The 16,375-nt window shown below is 33.6% G+C and carries 14 protein-coding genes; 8 read left to right on the top strand and 6 right to left on the bottom strand.

The window, feature by feature from the left end:
* Positions 1 to 135: 135 nt before the first annotated feature.
* The 8 genes from AB1410_02925 (at position 136) to AB1410_02890 (ending at position 10,292) form a co-directional block, all read left to right on the top strand.
* Positions 136 to 1,584: an ABC transporter permease subunit gene (locus tag AB1410_02925; protein MEW6455657.1), complete on the top strand. Its 1,449-nt coding sequence runs from the start codon at positions 136 to 138 to the stop codon at positions 1,582 to 1,584.
* Positions 1,585 to 2,144: 560 nt separating this feature from the next.
* Positions 2,145 to 2,336, top strand: a complete 192-nt coding sequence (locus AB1410_02920) for a type II toxin-antitoxin system VapB family antitoxin (protein MEW6455656.1) — start codon at positions 2,145 to 2,147, stop codon at positions 2,334 to 2,336.
* Positions 2,329 to 3,804, top strand: coding sequence for an NEW3 domain-containing protein (locus AB1410_02915; GenBank protein ID MEW6455655.1), 1,476 nt, complete (start codon positions 2,329 to 2,331; stop codon positions 3,802 to 3,804). The genes AB1410_02920 and AB1410_02915 overlap by 8 nt, the downstream gene beginning before the upstream one ends.
* A 2-nt stretch (positions 3,805 to 3,806) precedes the next feature.
* Positions 3,807 to 4,517, top strand: a complete 711-nt coding sequence (locus AB1410_02910) for an ABC transporter ATP-binding protein (protein MEW6455654.1) — start codon at positions 3,807 to 3,809, stop codon at positions 4,515 to 4,517.
* A 75-nt stretch (positions 4,518 to 4,592) separates the two neighbouring features.
* Positions 4,593 to 5,855 carry an ABC transporter permease subunit gene (locus AB1410_02905; protein ID MEW6455653.1) on the top strand — a complete coding sequence of 421 codons (1,263 nt, stop codon included), beginning with the start codon at positions 4,593 to 4,595 and terminating at the stop codon, positions 5,853 to 5,855.
* Positions 5,856 to 5,858: 3 nt separating this feature from the next.
* Complete coding sequence (locus AB1410_02900; protein ID MEW6455652.1) at positions 5,859 to 7,286, top strand: ABC transporter permease; 1,428 nt, start codon at positions 5,859 to 5,861, stop codon at positions 7,284 to 7,286.
* A gap of 6 nt (positions 7,287 to 7,292) precedes the next feature.
* On the top strand, positions 7,293 to 8,894 hold the full coding sequence (locus tag AB1410_02895; GenBank protein MEW6455651.1) for an ABC transporter permease subunit: 1,602 nt from the start codon (positions 7,293 to 7,295) through the stop codon (positions 8,892 to 8,894).
* A gap of 42 nt (positions 8,895 to 8,936) precedes the next feature.
* The gene (locus AB1410_02890) at positions 8,937 to 10,292 is read left to right on the top strand and encodes an ABC transporter permease subunit (protein ID MEW6455650.1); all 1,356 of its coding nucleotides are present in this window, start codon (positions 8,937 to 8,939) and stop codon (positions 10,290 to 10,292) included.
* 140 nt (positions 10,293 to 10,432) lie between these two features.
* Here the strand turns inward: AB1410_02890 and AB1410_02885 are convergent, their stop codons facing one another.
* The 6 genes from AB1410_02885 to AB1410_02860 all read right to left on the bottom strand — a co-directional run bounded on the left by AB1410_02885 (position 10,433) and on the right by AB1410_02860 (position 16,366).
* Positions 10,433 to 11,149 carry a polyprenol monophosphomannose synthase gene (locus AB1410_02885; GenBank protein ID MEW6455649.1) on the bottom strand — a complete coding sequence of 239 codons (717 nt, stop codon included), beginning with the start codon at positions 11,147 to 11,149 and terminating at the stop codon, positions 10,433 to 10,435.
* 68 nt (positions 11,150 to 11,217) lie between these two features.
* The gene (locus AB1410_02880; protein ID MEW6455648.1) at positions 11,218 to 12,369 is read right to left on the bottom strand and encodes a glycosyltransferase family 87 protein; all 1,152 of its coding nucleotides are present in this window, start codon (positions 12,367 to 12,369) and stop codon (positions 11,218 to 11,220) included.
* A gap of 22 nt (positions 12,370 to 12,391) precedes the next feature.
* Entirely contained in the window at positions 12,392 to 13,600 is a 1,209-nt protein-coding gene (locus AB1410_02875) for a glycosyl transferase (protein ID MEW6455647.1), read from the bottom strand.
* 10 nt (positions 13,601 to 13,610) lie between these two features.
* Positions 13,611 to 14,453: an HAD-IIB family hydrolase gene (locus AB1410_02870; GenBank protein MEW6455646.1), complete on the bottom strand. Its 843-nt coding sequence runs from the start codon at positions 14,451 to 14,453 to the stop codon at positions 13,611 to 13,613.
* A complete protein-coding gene (locus AB1410_02865; GenBank protein ID MEW6455645.1) occupies positions 14,453 to 15,544 on the bottom strand; it encodes an ABC transporter ATP-binding protein in 1,092 nt (363 codons plus the stop codon). The genes AB1410_02870 and AB1410_02865 overlap by 1 nt, the downstream gene beginning before the upstream one ends.
* A 3-nt stretch (positions 15,545 to 15,547) precedes the next feature.
* Positions 15,548 to 16,366 carry a carbohydrate ABC transporter permease gene (locus AB1410_02860; protein MEW6455644.1) on the bottom strand — a complete coding sequence of 273 codons (819 nt, stop codon included), beginning with the start codon at positions 16,364 to 16,366 and terminating at the stop codon, positions 15,548 to 15,550.
* Between the last annotated feature and the right edge of the window lie 9 nt (positions 16,367 to 16,375).

The following is a 16,375-nucleotide window of genomic DNA, read 5'->3' as shown; positions in this document are numbered from 1 at the left end:
AACTTTTTCAAATTCTGATTTCATCGAAAAAGTGGCCGGAATAAATCGGAATGGGTGGCCACTTTCAATCAGAATCAGTGGCCGGTTTGAATCGGAATCGATGGCCACTTTGGATCGGAATATACAAGGAAGAAAATGTTAGTCACAATCATAAGAAAAGAAATCCTTGAGCATGTCGTGAGTCTTAGATTTTTTATTCTTGTTCTTCTCTGCATTGTTCTCATTCCCCTTGGCTTCTATGTAAATTTTAAAAATTACTCAACCAAAGCCCAATCATTATCCTCTCTCGAAAGGGATTATCTTTCAGCCTTAGAAGAATCAAAAAAGGGAGGAAGATACATTGCTGGAGTCCAAGGATTTAGAAAAACTCCTCCTTTAAATGCGTTAATCTCAGGCTATGAAGATTCTTTGCCCAATTCTTTCAGCATTTCTAAGGAAGAAATTGAATGGCGTGGAGGTGAAAACAGGAATGAAATTATAGCGCCTCTATTCGGTCATCTTGATTTGCTTTTTATTATTAACATAGTCATCACTCTTATGGCACTATTGATGAGTTTTGATTCAATAGTTGGAGAAAAGGAAAAGGGAACCCTTAGGTTAACCCTTTCCAATTCCTCCAGTAGAAGCACTATCATTCTGGGAAAACTTTTAGGAGGCTACATAACTATCCTGATTCCTTATATTTTATCAGTCCTCATTGGTATCCTCATCCTTCTAATTTTCGGCTATCCTTTGTTCGATAGAGGAATTCTTTTTCCATTTATTGGGATAATAATTTCCTCCTTTATCCAGATAACTTTAATCCTTCATCTTGGAATGTTCATATCTTCAAGAACTCATAGCTCTTTAAGTGCTTTTACCTTTCTTCTTTTTATATGGGTGATTCTTTTTCTTGGAATACCGAGGCTTTCAGGTATCATCTCCAAGGTTATTTATCCTGTAAAAGATGAGATAGTTTTTAAACGGGAGAAAGAAAGTGTCAGAAGGGAAATTGAAAAAGAAAAAGGAGCAAAGCTTGTAGAAGCATTAGAAAGGGAAAATATGATTGGTAAAGAAGGAATGATTGGCGGGGGGAGAGATTGGTGGAATAAATACAGGAAATTGAGAAAACCTATTGTAAAGATTTTTGAAGAAAAAATTGCCAATTCGCTCTTAAAACTTCAATCTGATTATGATCGTCGTATGACTAACCAGCAAATCTTAGCAGTTATCATCTCAAGAATATCTCCAGCCTCTTGTTTTGCTTATCTTCTATCTGATTTAGCTGGAACAGGTCCTGGAGAAAGGGAAAAATTCTTCCAATCCGTAAGAACTTACCAGAATCTTATCGAGCAGAAATTCTGGAGTAAAACATGGCAAGACCAGATGACAGTTAAGAGAGGAAAAGAGTCTATGAATTTTGGCTTTGGAGGTTCTGATGAGGATATTCCAAGAATCTATGAGCTACCTCTTTTTTCTTATTCATCTATCACAATTGGAGATGCCATTAAAAAAAGAGCAGTGGATTTAGCAATATTGATCATATATACTGCCATTTTTTTCGTTGTCACTTATTATTCCTTTATTAAATATGATGTTCGATAAATATTGCTATTACTCCCTATCCATTAGCTTTGAAGGGAAGAGTGGAGAATATTAGTGTGCTGTTCCTTAAATCTCTTCGCAGGCAGACGGTCTCTCTTACAGCACACTGAAGGGGTATGGGGAAGAAGGCTTCCCCATGTCTGGGGGTGCTCAGCGAAGCGTCTAAGGAGATCTTTCTCCCATAGGGAAAGTGTTGTGTCACATAAGAATAAGGAAAGGTATTTAAGTGACACAACACTAATTGGTGAAAAGGGATTAAGAGGTGAGAAAATGAATACCCATGAAAAGCTTCTGAGGAAAGCTAATAATATCAAGAGAAACTTAAAAATTTGCGTAAAAATCTTAAATTTTTGTGTAAATTTTTACCCATATAGAAAGAAGCTAATAATATCAAAGAGAAAAAAAGAATTTTAATGAAATATGGATCAAATTGAGTAATTATTTACCCGCTTTTGTCAATAAACCTGGTTCAACCCAGGGGAAGGAAATATATATAATTGTTGACTTCTTTCTAATTTTATATAATTTGGCATGGAGTTTGCTTAATCTATTGGGAAATTATGAAAATATCAATCATTTTACCTGATGATATACTGGAGGAAGTGAAAAGATTGTCTAAAGCAAGGACAAGAACAGAGGCCATTATATTATCACTTAAAGAATACATCAAAAAAAAGAGGATAGAGGAGATCATAAATATGGAAGGGAAGCTTGAATTTTCAGATGATATGGAGAGATTAAGACATGATTAAAAAGATTTTTTTTATTTTGATTCTAATTTCTATATCTCTATTCCTCTTTCCCCAGGAATCTCAGACCCAAAAACTTTTAAACCTCAAAAAAGCACAGCTTCACCTTCAGGAGATGAGAGGAGATTATGAAAGAGCGCTGAAACTAAAAGAAGCTGGTTTAATCTCTGAGGAGGAGTTTGCAAAGAAAGAAACCTCCTATCTAAGGGCACAGGTTGAATATCAGCAAGCACTTATCTCATTTACTGGTTCTGAGGCAAAAGTTGTAGTTGATTCAGCCACAAAATGGATGGATCAAAGGGGAAAAATCCATGTAAAAGTATCCCTTCTTTATTCAGCAAAGGAATTAGAAGCATTGTTTTCTTTAGGAATAAAGGAAGAGCTATTTCCTCAGGATTTCCTGAAAGAGATAAAAGATATATATGTATCACTTCTTTCAGATGGGTTTATAATCTCAGAGCCGTATCAGGAAAAAATCTCATCGCTTTCTTTAGGAGAGGCGAAAGAGGCAGATTTTATTTTACTTAAAGATGTTGAATCCTTAGAGGTTTCGGTTTTCTACGCAGGAAGAGAAGAGAGAACAAAGGTATATCTTCTAAAAGAAGCCTCCGCAAACATTGTGACAGTGAATTCATCTCAATTCTCCCAGGAGGCTGATTTAGGAGGAGAAGCCTCATTTGACCTCTCTTTGGAGAGGTTCACAAGGGAAGGTTCTGTATTTAGACTTCACCTCTTTGGTCTTCCCCATCAGATAGCCTACGATTTCATCGATCCCCAGACTTCTGCAAGACTCTCCCAGATAAAATTCTCTGAGGGAATAACCTCTTTAAAGCTCCAGTTAAAACTCTACCTACCAAAAAATCCTTCAGAGGAAGTAAAAATAGATAAATCTATTGAGTTTTATACACTCTGTCTGGATGAAGAAGAATCTAATAAGCTTGAAAGATCTATTAGCCAAACGGCTAAAGGACCAGAGGGCAAAATGGCTATTCTAAAAGACATAAAGGGAGGAAAAGTAAGGCTTGAGATAATACCCAGAGGAATAGGAAGGATTGAGGTAGGAGCTTTAAACCTATACCATGAGATAAAAGTGGGAGAGGATGTGGAGATGGATGTAAATGTGAAAAACACAGGAACAAGAAGATTGGATAACATAAGAATATATACGGATTTACCTTTAAACTGGAGAGCTGATGTAGAGCCAGATTTAATTCAATCATTGGAACAGGATAAAGAGAGAATCGTTAAGATAAGGTTTCTTCCCCCAGTAGATGTATCAGTTGGAGATTATGAACCAAAGATTAAGACCGAATGCACATCTTTTGGAAGAAGGATTGAATCAGAGGATAAGATCGTAAGGATTCACATCTCATCAAAAACAAATATCCTGGGTATAACAGTGCTGATAACATTACTCATAGGTCTTTTAGTGGGCATTGTGGTATTTGGGATAAAACTAACAAGGAGGTGAATATGCTTAAAACTGAAAATCTCACAAAAGTATATGAGGATAGAACAAGGGCTTTGAATAATTTAAACATGGAGGTAAAAAAAGGGGAGATATACTGCCTTTTAGGTGCAAATGGAGCTGGAAAAACAACAACGATAAATCTATTCCTGAATTTTATTCCTCCAACCTCTGGAACTGCCTTTATAAACGGAATAGACGTCACAAAAGACCCCCTTGAAGCAAAAAGATATGTCTCCTACGTTCCAGAGAATGTCATGCTCTACGGAAACCTTCGTGCAACACAGAACCTCGATTTTTTTGCAAAATTAGGAGGAAAAAAGAATTTAACCAAGAAGGATTATTTCAACATTATGAGAAGAGTAGGACTGGAGGAGGAGGCGTTTGAGAAAAGGGTGAAACACTTCTCAAAAGGGATGAGACAGAAGTTAGCTCTGGCAATTGCAATTACAAAGGATGCAGAGAATATGTTACTTGATGAACCAACAGCAGGTTTAGACCCTCAGGCTGCCCATGAGTTCCTCGAGATTCTATTTGAGATAAGGGATGAGGGAAAAGCAGTCCTCATGTCAACCCATGACATATTCCGTGCAAAGGAGATTGCAGATAGAGTTGGAATAATGAAAGAAGGATACTTAGTTGCAGAGATGACCTCAAAAGAGATAGAGCATGAGAATTTAGAGAAACTCTACCTTCAATACATGGAGACAAGATAAACAATGAAGATAGCCATTTAGCCTTTTGGCTTTAGAGCTAACGGGCTAAATGACTAAAGGGCTACACAGAAGCTAATGATCAAAGAAATTGTTAAAAATGAAATAAGAAGCAACCTTCTGAGCTATAAATTTTTTATTGCCATTCTTTTAACTTCCCTTTTGTTAAGCCTTTCCATTTTTATAATGTATAAGGACTATAAAGAAAGGCTTTCAGACTATCATATAATAAAACCAAAGCCAGAAGAGCCTATAGTGGTTCTTCCTCCCAATCCCCTTTCAATTTTTGTAAAAGGTGTTGATGAAGCTATGACCAGGTCTTTTGAAATCTCTGTTACAAGAATTCGAGTAGGAGCAGGACAAAAAGCATCAAACCCAATATTTTCTTTCTATCCAACAGTAGATTTTCTTTATGTGATTAAAGTGATTCTATCTTTAGTTGCTCTTCTTTTTGGATTTGACAGAATATGTGGAGAGAAAGAATCAGGAACATTAAGAGTTTTACTTTGCAACAATATCTCAAGGGCAAACATTGTTTTCGGAAAGTGGATAGGAAATTTTTTATGTCTCGTTTTGCCTTTTCTAATTATATCCCTTCTTACCTTTCTAATTATAAACATTGATCCTCAAATAAAATTTTCTTCTGATCATGCATCAAGATTTTTGATTCTTTTGAGCATTTCAATTTTTTATATATCCGTATTTTTTACTCTCGGATTTCTTATTTCATCCATCACAAGAAAATCATCAACCTCCCTGGTAGTTCTTCTTTTTTTATGGGCTATTTTAGTTTTTGTAATTCCCAATTCGGGAAGTCTTATAGCTCGAGGAGCTAAAGATCTTCCATCAGTTAAATCTATAAATCAGAAAAGGCAGCACATATGGATAGGTGAGGTATTTGAAAGAATTCAGGAAAGAAAGATTGGTAAAGGTGAAACTTTGAAAGATTGGGCTTCAAGGGTGGAAAAAATAAGCTCTGAAAATGATAAACTCGATGAATCTTACAGAATCAAATTCGATAAGTTTATCGATTTCGTCAAATCAATAAATAGGATTTCTCCTGTTTCAAGCTACATTTTTTCCATGATGGATATTTCTGGGACCGGAATTGGTGAGGAAAGGAATTTAAAAAGAGAATTAATCACTTACAAAAATAGAATTCTTCCGTTTCTCTATCAAACAGAAAAACCATCTATTTCCCATGCATTTAAATACAATCAAAGGTCAATCTCAGAAATACTTCTTGAAGGTGCTTTTTTAGATTTATTTCTAATTATTTTCTGGAATATTATGTTCTTTACCTTAGCTTATTATTTCTTTGCTAAATATGATGCGAGATGAAAAATGTTTAAAACAATTGTGAAAAAAGAGGTTCAAAATAATATTTCTTCATTCAAATTCTTTGTAATCTTTTTATTTTTAATAATACTTATTCCTTTGACATTTTTCTTTTTAAGCATAGATTATTCTAAAAAAGCAGATGAATATTCCCAGAGGCAGATAGAAATTGAAAATTTCTTGAAAAATTATGCCCATTTCAACAGGATAGGAGCTATTTTAAACCCTTTTCAACCTCCTATTCCTTTTCATTCCATGATAAGAGGTATTTCTGAAGATATAAATTTAGAATTCTTTGATAACGACCCCATTCCTATAGTATTCCCCCTTATAGACTTCACTTTCATAGTCTCGATTTTCTTGAGCCTTGCTGCATTGATTCTCTCTTATGATTCTATTTCAGGAGAAAGAGAGGATTTAACTTTAAGCTCAGCTTTATCAAACAGCATCTCAAGGTCAAGATTAATCCTGGGTAAAATTGCAGGCGGAATAATTACCCTTCTTATCCCATTCTTTGTCTCCTTGTTAATTGGGCTTTTAATCATAAGTTTCAACTCAAAATTTAATTTTAATGTATCTGACTGGATTTCTTTTCTAATAATAATTATAGGAGCCATAATATACATATCAATTTTTTATTGTATAGGTATTTTTATATCCTCAAAACATCGATTTTCTTCCTCTTCCATATTGACTTCCCTTTTTTTCTGGGTTTTATTTGTTTTCATCATCCCAAATATTTCTCCATACATTACTTCGTTCATCATGAAAATGCCTTCATACATAAAAGTTCAAAGAGAAACCTCAAGGATTACTGATGTGGAAAGGGATGAACTTGGAAGAAAGTTGTGGAGAAAGAAGGAAGCTCAGCTTTATAAAAAATATCCCTTCTTGAAAGAAACTCCTTTAGAAAAAGACCGGAAGGAAAGAGCTAAGACTGACCTTGCGTTCAGGAAAGCTATGGAAGAATATACAAATGAATGGCAGAAGGCCTGGGAGGAGGCTAATAGAATTCAAAATGAAAAGGCAGATAAAATCTGGAGACAGTTTGGTAAAAAGCAGGACTCTCAAATTATTATCTCAGGAATTATTTCCCTTCTTTCCCCTCTTTCCAACTTCACATATTTAGCTTCTGATCTTTCTTCAACAGGGATAAGAAATATGATTCATTTTGCCAGAATTGGAAAAAATTGGGCTGAAAGATTCAGAGAATATGCCATGAAAAAAGTTTCAGAATTTCAGAAAAATCACCCTGCTGAAGATCCCTGGAACACATTTATTGATATGTCAGATAGGCCTAAATTCTCTTATAACCAGGAAGAATTAAAAGGAAGACTTCTATGGTGTCTTCCATTTTTTTCAATACTTATCATTTTCCTCCTGATATTTTTCATTTCAAGCTACATTTCCTTCATAAAATATGATGTGAGATGAGAAGAGATGATATGGAATATCTCTAAAAAAGAATTTTTGAGTAGCCTTCTCACTTTCAAATTCCTTATTGGCCTATTGCTCTGTGTTTTATTGATACCTATAAGTATTAATTTATCTCTTGTCCACTATCTTGAAAGATTGAAAATTTACCAGCAGGAGAGCCAAAAGTATGAAAAGGAATTCAAGGAAATTTATGTTTACTCCCAAATTCGTCCAACAGTATTAAAAAAGCCTGAGCCTCTAAGTATATTCATTTCAGATTCAGAAGAAGTCCTTGGAAATAAAGTAAAAATCCTCCTCGGGCAAGTTCCTTTCCTGGCTGAGGGCTCAGCTACTGAAAGGGAAAACCCATTTCTTGCTTCATTTCTTAACATTGATTTTACTTTTATCTGCTCGGTCTTACTTTCTCTTTTTGCCCTTCTTTTCACTTATGATTCTTTCTCTAAAGAGAAAGAAAGTGGAACATTGGCAACTACTTTAGCTAATAATATCTCCCGTGATAGGTTGATTGTTGGAAAACTATTAGGTCATGTTCTCACATTACTTCCAATCATATTATTGAGTTTTATTGTAAGCTTTTTAGTAATCCTTGTGCATCGCTCTATTGAATTTAAAATTGAAGACTGGCTTCGAATATTGAGCATTTCTCTTTCTTCATTGCTTTATGTTCTTATTTTTTTACTTTTAGGTATGTTTATTTCTACTCTTACTTCTCGCTCTTCCACTAGTTTGATGATTGCATTGTTTATCTGGGTTTTTCTGGTGATAATTGTGCCAAATGCCTCGCTTTTTTTATCTCAAAGTTTGACCAGTATCATACCTAAAGAAGCAATAGATAAAGCTACAAAAAATCTGAATGAAGAATTTGGAAAAAAGGTAAAAAATTTTGAAGAAAAACTTCCTAAACCCGTAATGGGAATAAACTGGCTTTATATAGGTGGTATAGATGGACAAACTCGCATGATCAGCCCAAAAGATGTAATGGAAAATAGAAGGCAATTAAACTCATTTTCTGAACCACTTAGAATAGAATATGCCCAGAGAAAATATGCGATCCAGCAAAATTATCTAAATGACCTTATTCGACAAAGTAATTTAACTAAATATCTTTCAATAATTTCGCCTCTAACTATATTCAGACACATAGCTTCTGGCTTAACCAGGACAGATTTGGAGAGTCATCTTCAATTTATAGAAAAATGCAAAAGGTATCGAGAACAAATTATAAATTATTACATGAGTAAAAACCTGTTTTCCTCTTTTGCCTATTTTACCCAGATGAAAGAATCTGAGATGAGAACAGCAGATGAATGGATAGCCTATTATACAGAGGGAAAGTATAAAACTTATAGAGAATTAGAAAGCGTGACAAAGGGTAATTTCTTTAGAATGTTTGCAGAGTTTAAATATGGTCCGATCGATATCTTGAAACATTTGAAATCTTACCTTGATGTTAATGATATTCTCCGCTTTTCTTTAAAGAATGAGAATTATATCGATACACTCCAGAGAATTTCCATTGATCTCATCGTTCTTATCATTATCGTTGTTATTTTATTTTCTCTCAGTTATGTTGCCACTATAAGATATGATCCACGTTACCAATAAAAAAATATGTGGCTAATTATTAAACGGGAGCTTTTAGATCATTTGTATAGCCTTCGCTTTTTGCTGATTTCCATTCTTACAATTTCTCTTTTTATTGTTAACGGTATTTCTTACACCTCTCGTTATAAAATTGAGATTAAAGAATATAGCGACAACATTATCGAAGAAGAGGAAAAATTACGTTCCTTGAGTAGCAACTTGGGAAAGCTTTCCCTTCATGACCAGAAGTTTTATTTGTCTCCCAGGCCAACTGCTTTTATCAATGAAGCTTTCGAAAAACATCTTCCCAATCTATTTATTTTCAATGCGTTCCGCATATTTGAATATCAACCCCGTAAAGGAGGTGGAAATCCTTTCCTTCAGAAATTTCAGGATGTCGACTGGATTTTTATCATCAGCATAATCTTAAGTTTTGGAATTATAGTGTTAACCTATGACGGAATTTCTGGAGAGAAAGAAAGGGGCTCATTAAGGCTTTCAATATCTATGAATATAAACAGGTGGAAAATTATCCTCGGAAAATATTTTGGAGTATTGATTACCATTTTCATACCATTATTGGTGGGAGTAATTTTAAATCTTTTGATTATCACAAATTTTAAATCCATTCCCCTTGGAACCGATGTATTAGTTAAAGTTCTTTCATCATTGGCGCTATCTTTTTTGTATATTTCCAGCTTTACTTTTCTTGGCTTGCTGATGAGCTCCCTTACAAAACATTCATCCACAAGTTTGGTTTCTTTACTTTTATGCTGGGCAATCTTGGTATTGTTAATTCCTAATATGGGAGCGATTATAATCTCCCAGATACACTCTGTGCCAGAGCGAGGAGAGATTATTGAAAAAATTAGCTTGGTAAAAAAAGAAATGTTTGAGAACGCACCTGAAGGAACATGGGCAATGGAGCCCTCAAATCCTTTCAGGCCATCTCATAAGGTGAGGGCTGAAACTACAAACAAGATGTTACAGGCAGAAATGTCAATTCGAAATGATTATTATCAAAAGCAGCTGAACCAACTTAAATTGGCAAGAAATTTATCGAGGATCTCACCAGCAGCACAATTTAGATATGCAAACGAGACTATAATACTCGGAGGAATAATTAGATTTGAGCATTTAAAAAGAAAATTGGAGATCTATCGCCAGATTCTTTTAGAATTTGTTAAAAGAGAGGATGCTAATGACCCTAATAGCCCCCATTGGATCAACCCGGAGTCAGAGTTATTTTTCACGAACAAACCAGTTAACTATGAAATTATTCCAAAGTTCAAGGATGAAATTCCTAAAGGGAGTGAACAGGTTAAAAATATATTTATCGATTTCAGCTTATTAATCTTTTCTAATTTATTGCTACTTTACTTAGCTTTCATTGCTTTTTTAAAATATGATGTCCGTTAAATTAATACAAACGACCCAAATAATTTGACATGTAGGGCAAAGCTTCAGCCTTGCATTGCGCAACTCCGAATCAACCCATGAAACAAGTTCAGGGAGGGGGGTGAGGGGACAGGAATGCATCAGAATTAAATGCGTTTATATTAGTTAAAAAAAGAAGCAATTTTTATGCTCCACACTTTCCAGATAGCTTCCCAGATTATTCTTTTAGATATTTTAGATTTTCCTTTTTCTCTCTCCTGAAACATAATCGGAATTTCTTTTATCTTAAATCCTTTTCTATAACACAAATAGTTAACCTCTATCTGAAAACAATAGCCATCAGAGGAGATTCTATCGAGCTCTAAATTTCTTAAAACTGAGCTTCTAAAACACTTGAACCCTCCTGTTAGATCATTAACCGGTATCCCAAGAATAAGCTTTGCATAAATGTTTCCGACTCTGCTTATAAATCTTCTTATGATACCCCAGTTGGATATGCCTCCTTCTTCAATGTATCTTGAACCAAGAACTAAATCATTGTTTTTAATTTCATTTAAAAAATCTGGAATGTATGAAGGCTTATGGGAAAAATCAGCATCCATCTCAAAAGCAAAATCAAAGTTTTTTTCTAAGGCGTATTTAAAGCCTCTTATGTATGCTGAGCCTAAACCTGATTTTCTTTCTCTCTTTATTAAAAAAATATTTTTATTCTCTTTCATCAATTTTTCAACTATTTCAGAAGTTCCATCCTGAGAATTATCATCCACCACAAGAACGCTGAGCTCTACATCCTGGATTTTGAGATTAAAAATTTCCTTTATCAGATTTTCGATATTTTCTGCCTCATTATATGTGGGAATTATTATAAGAGCTTTCATCAAACTAGGTTTTGTTCAATGGACTTTATGAAAAATATTTTTTTTGAAGATATTCATGAGACCTCACCCTATAGTATCTTTTTCAAGCGGAGAAGTGATAAATAAAAAATGATTATTAAAAAATTTATCGTCAAAACTGAATAATTCATAAACTCTGAATATAATTTCCTTCCCATGAGATCGTAAAGAGTTCCACCAATAAGAGCGAAATTCAATACTAATATAAACTTATGCGCTGTTTCAAACCTGTTAAAGTACTTAACTAAAATTACAACTCCAAGCGTTGATGAAATCAAAGTGTAATCCCATCCAAGGGGGGAAATCAGTGGTATCATAATCAAAATCATTGAAGACTCAAGAATCTCCTGATTCTTTAAGACATTTATTTCTCCAATTGAATGAAGATAAATCAAAAGAAAAAAAAATAAGATTAAAAAAATAAAATAAAAAATTAAAACATCCTTTCCTTTAGTCACATTCTTTGTGAAAAATGCCATCAAGGAAACATTATCTTGAGAAGAAATAAGAGAAGGAGTAGATACTGAAAGATTCTTAATCCATTTTTCTACCTCAAGAAAGTTTCCCTTAAGTCCATAAAAAATTGTTGGGATGAAGAAAAAGATTGTTGTAAAAATTAATGAACTCAATACAAGTTTAATTTTCCTCTTAAAGAAGAAATAGATAAGAAAAATCGAATAATAGGGCTTGATGATTACTGAAATCGAAAGAAACAATCCTGATAGAAAATCTTTTTTCAACACAAAAAAATATACCATTAAAATCAGAAAGAAATTCATCACAGAATTTACCTGTCCAAGGTTGATCTCATGGCCATAAAATTTTGCGAGAATTAAAAAAGAGAGAAAAATAACCATTAAATTTCTGGCATCATCTCTATTTATCAATTTAATCGAGAAATAAAAAATTAAAATGGATGCTATAATTTCTAAATAGAACCAGATTAATTTAGCAATATTAAGAGGAAAAAAGGATATAAATGAAAATAAGAAAGCAAAAAAAGGAGGGTATTTGAATTGATAGTGCCCATCTTCAATTCGATATAACGATTCTCCATTTATAATTCTTTCGCCTGCTTTGTAATAAACAGAAAAATCCACCATCTCTTTTTTTACTTTAAGAAAATAAATCAGAGTGAGAGAAATAAAGATTATAAAAAATACAAAAAAGTATAAAAATTCTTTTCTTTTTAGTAATTTCATCAGAAGGGAAAATTATGTTTTTTTATTTATTATCCTCTTTTACTGCGTTAAGAATCATTTCAAAGAAATTTGGTATCGCAGATGAAATTCTTCTCCATCGAGGAATATAAGGAAAACTATATGGATATTTAATAAATTCCTCTCCTGCGATTCTGAGCCCCTCTATAAATGTTTCTACTGCCAGGGCTTCATAATGTCTGTCAAAAACCAGGCTGTTTATCGCAGCATCATTCTCATATCTTAAAATAGTTTCCATTGCAATATTCGAATATGTTGCACCGAGTGTTTTAAAAAATCCATCAGAAAATACAATTCCATCTCTTGCAAGGGTTCTAAAGAGAGATTTTGAGATATCAATTACCATTTTTAAAAGGCCTTTTTGAGGATCTTTAGGTAAAAGTGGCTGATGCTTATGTTCATAGTTATCGGTTAAATCAGACTGACATATTCTATGAATCGAACAATTCGCGTATACCTCAGCTAAGACACCTGCTTCAAGTCCCCAATCTCCTGGTATTCTTATGTTTCTTATTAAGTCAGCGATCATAGAAAATTCTCCAGCAAGAGGATACCTGAAACTGTCAAGATACTCTAAAAATTGATTTGGCCCGATTATTTTCCGTAATGCTCTGATGAACGGGGTGAAGAATAATCTTGTTACTCTACCATGTAGTCTATCTGTAATTCTGCTGTAATATCCTTTACTGAATTCATAGTTCAGATTCGGGTTTGCTACTGGATAAATCAGTCTTGCCAATAGCTCTCGATTGTAAGTTAAAATATCGCAATCATGCAATGCGATTACATCACTTTCTCCGTCAGCTAAAACATATCCATACGCCATCCATGTTGACCTTCCCTTTCCATCAGGTCCTGCTGAAAGCTCATTCTTTTCGAGTAATTTATATAGTTTCTGAATCCTCTCTCCATCATTCCAGATTATTGAAACTTTTTGTAGAAGAGCTGAAAAAAAATCCTTTGCTATTTTAAACTCTTTCTTCTCAGTTCTTCCAAGAGTAATAACAATCTGGTATAAATACTTAACTTTTTGGAGTTCTTTTATTATTCTTGGAAGCGCCCTTCCTTTCAGTTCAGAAAAAAGAGCTGGAAGGACAAGGGAAATTTTTCTCTTTTTAGAAATCTCAAACAGCTCTTCTTCCAGCTTCTCTACATTAGAAGCACCCAATCTATGAAGGGTTGTAATCGTCCCATTTTGAAAAAAATCGCTCATTTTTTCCTCCCTAATAATATTTAAACAAAAATTCTTCTACTTCTTCATCCCATCCAGCTGGGCCTGGAACTCGAGAAATTTTAACATTTTCCAATTTCAATTTAATTCCCCATTCAACACTTCTATCTTTTTTCCTTATTAAAACCGGAAAATCAACTGCTTTTAGAAGGGGTAAATCATTCATGCTGTCTCCCAGCCCAAGTGTTAAGGTATCTTTTCCTATTTCTCTTCTGAAAATGTTCATCAATTTTTTTATTGCCTTTCCTTTATCATTGCCAATTGAAAGATTGAAAAATCTTCCTCCTTCGGTTACAGTTACCCCCATCCTTTTTGCAGTTTCATCCAATATCTTTACTGTTTCTTCGTTCTTATTCACAAGCAAAAATGACTCAGAGTACTCCCTCTGTTTTGCAAGCTTCGCTTCTTCTTCAGGCAATCCTGTCAATTTAATGATTTCCTCTACTTTCATTTCAGAAAAACCTCTTAATTTTAATCCCGTATTTTTCTTCAGCTCAGAAAAAATTCCTATTAATTTTTTATATTCAACACCGATTTCAATTATTTTATAATCTTTTTCAATTCTATCAAAAAAATACTTCCTTTTAAAATAATTCGGTGGTATAAAAACAGCTCCTCCATTTTCAGAAATGAATGGATGGAAATTTTTAAGCCTTTCTCTATAAACTTCAATTTCTTTTCGAGTTTTACTTGAACAGATAATCAATGGGATTTTCACCAATTCAATAATTCTAAGAGCATCCTTTGCTTCATCAAAAGAGTAGGTATCCATATCGAGAAGTGTTCCATCCAGGTCAGTAAAAATAATAATTTTTTTCTTTGCTTTTTCTGCCATTAAATTTTTATCCTCCCTCCCTTATCTCTTTCAAAAAAATGAAATTTTAATTCATTGAATTCGATAAATACTTTTTCTCCAAATTCAGCTTTAAACTCAGGCTCTGCCTTGCATGTTAATTTTTTATCATATAATTTAACAGTTACAAATGATTCTGACCCCATAGGTTCAACTGCATAGATGTATGATTCAATTCCTTTAAGTGTTTTTTGTTTTGAGATTTTTATATACTCCGGTCTTATGCCAACAATTAATCTTTCATTTGATATTTTATTTAATATTTTTTTCAATATATTTTCCTGGATATTGACTCTTAATCCATCGGAATAGAAAAAATAACCATCTTCTCTTTTTATCGTTCCTTCTATGAAATTCATTGAAGGGCTCCCGACAAATTCACCAACAAATACATTCTCAGGAAATTCATATACTTCCATTGGAGAACCAACCTGTAAAATTTCTCCTTTAAAAAGAACTCCAATCCTATCAGAAAGAGTCATTGCTTCAGCCTGATCATGCGTAACATAAATCATAGTGACCTTCAACTCATTGTGCAATTTTTTCAACTCGGCTCTCATTTCCATTCTCAACTTTGCATCAAGGTTTGAAAGAGGTTCATCCAGAAGAAAAACCTTCGGTTTTCTTATTATAGCTCTCCCCAATGCAACCCTCTGTTTTTCTCCACCACTTAATTCTTTTGGCAATCTCTTTAATAAGCTTTCAATTCCAAGCATTTCTGAAACTTTATTTACTTCTCTTTCGATGTATTCAGCTGACAATTTTTTAATCCTCAACGGAAATGCAATGTTTTCAAAAACATTTAGATGGGGATATAGAGCATAACTCTGAAAAACCATAGCCACATCTCTCTCTTTTGGAGATGTATCATTAACTATTTTTCCATCAAAATATATATATCCCTCTGATACAGATTCTAAACCTGCAATCATGTTTAATATAGTGGATTTTCCACATCCACTCGGCCCAACAAAAGTGAAAAATTCTCTATCTTTTATCACTATGTTGATTCCTTTTATAACTTCAACATTGTTAAACCTTTTACTTATGTTTTCAAATCTTACTTCTGCCATTTCTTATCCTTTAATTGCTCCTGCGGTTAAGCCTTCAACTATCCTCTTCTGAAAAAGTAATGTCAGCATTATTAGAGGAATTGTTACTGTAATCGATGCAGCAGCAATATCTCCCCATGGAATCTCATGGAGACCTGGAAATAGAGCAATTCCCACAGGAATTGTTCTTGACGATTCAGTATTTGTAAAAGTTAAAGCATAAAGAAACTCATTCCATGAAAAAATAAAAACAAGGATAGCAGTTGTAAAAATTCCCGGCCCTGAGAGGGGTAGAATAATTTTTATAAAAGTAGTGAATGAGGTACATCCATCGACTTTAGCTGCCTTTAAAAGGTCATCGGGAATTTCTTTGAAAAAATTAGATAAAATCCAGATCGTTAAAGGCATTGCAAAAGTAGTGTATGTTAAAATCAATGCCCACCAGGTATCTCTCAATCCAAGAAATCTGATTATTATGTAAAGAGGACTAACAGTTGCTATCGGTGGAAACATTGAAATCGAAAGAAAAATACTCAGTATTATAATTTTTCCTCTGATTTTTAATTTTGCTATCGAATAAGATGCCAGTGAACCTATGATTAAGCAGAGGAGAGTTGTAGCAGTAGCAACGATAAAACTATTTAAAATAATCCTAAAAAATGGATGCTCTTTGAATACTGCTCTATAATGAGAAAAAGTAGGAGTCTTGGGGAAAATGGGAGGAATCGAAGTCAATTCATGATCGGGCTTAAAAGAAGTAAAAAATTGCCATAAATAGGGACCAAGGCAGTAGAGAAGAGAGAGAATCAACAGGAAATAAAACACGATAATTTTTATTTTCATTTATTATAC

The organism is Acidobacteriota bacterium (assembly GCA_040756905.1).
Taxonomy (GTDB): domain Bacteria; phylum Acidobacteriota; class Aminicenantia; order JBFLYD01; family JBFLYD01; genus JBFLYD01.
Note: the sequence above shows the minus strand (reverse complement) of the source record. Positions and strands in the feature narration are given on the sequence as shown.

Excerpts from the sequence above, each read along its gene's own strand:
- AB1410_02925 (MEW6455657.1), top strand. The coding sequence starts at position 136 with ATGTTAGTCACAATCATAAGAAAAGAAATCCTTGAGCATGTCGTGAGT.
- AB1410_02920 (MEW6455656.1), top strand. The coding sequence starts at position 2,145 with ATGAAAATATCAATCATTTTACCTGATGATATACTGGAGGAAGTGAAA.
- AB1410_02915 (MEW6455655.1), top strand. The coding sequence starts at position 2,329 with ATGATTAAAAAGATTTTTTTTATTTTGATTCTAATTTCTATATCTCTA.
- AB1410_02910 (MEW6455654.1), top strand. The coding sequence starts at position 3,807 with ATGCTTAAAACTGAAAATCTCACAAAAGTATATGAGGATAGAACAAGG.
- AB1410_02905 (MEW6455653.1), top strand. The coding sequence starts at position 4,593 with ATGATCAAAGAAATTGTTAAAAATGAAATAAGAAGCAACCTTCTGAGC.
- AB1410_02900 (MEW6455652.1), top strand. The coding sequence starts at position 5,859 with ATGTTTAAAACAATTGTGAAAAAAGAGGTTCAAAATAATATTTCTTCA.
- AB1410_02895 (MEW6455651.1), top strand. The coding sequence starts at position 7,293 with ATGATATGGAATATCTCTAAAAAAGAATTTTTGAGTAGCCTTCTCACT.
- AB1410_02885 (MEW6455649.1), bottom strand. The coding sequence starts at position 11,149 with ATGAAAGCTCTTATAATAATTCCCACATATAATGAGGCAGAAAATATC.
- AB1410_02880 (MEW6455648.1), bottom strand. The coding sequence starts at position 12,369 with ATGAAATTACTAAAAAGAAAAGAATTTTTATACTTTTTTGTATTTTTT.
- AB1410_02875 (MEW6455647.1), bottom strand. The coding sequence starts at position 13,600 with ATGAGCGATTTTTTTCAAAATGGGACGATTACAACCCTTCATAGATTG.
- AB1410_02870 (MEW6455646.1), bottom strand. The coding sequence starts at position 14,453 with ATGGCAGAAAAAGCAAAGAAAAAAATTATTATTTTTACTGACCTGGAT.
- AB1410_02865 (MEW6455645.1), bottom strand. The coding sequence starts at position 15,544 with ATGGCAGAAGTAAGATTTGAAAACATAAGTAAAAGGTTTAACAATGTT.
- AB1410_02860 (MEW6455644.1), bottom strand. The coding sequence starts at position 16,366 with ATGAAAATAAAAATTATCGTGTTTTATTTCCTGTTGATTCTCTCTCTT.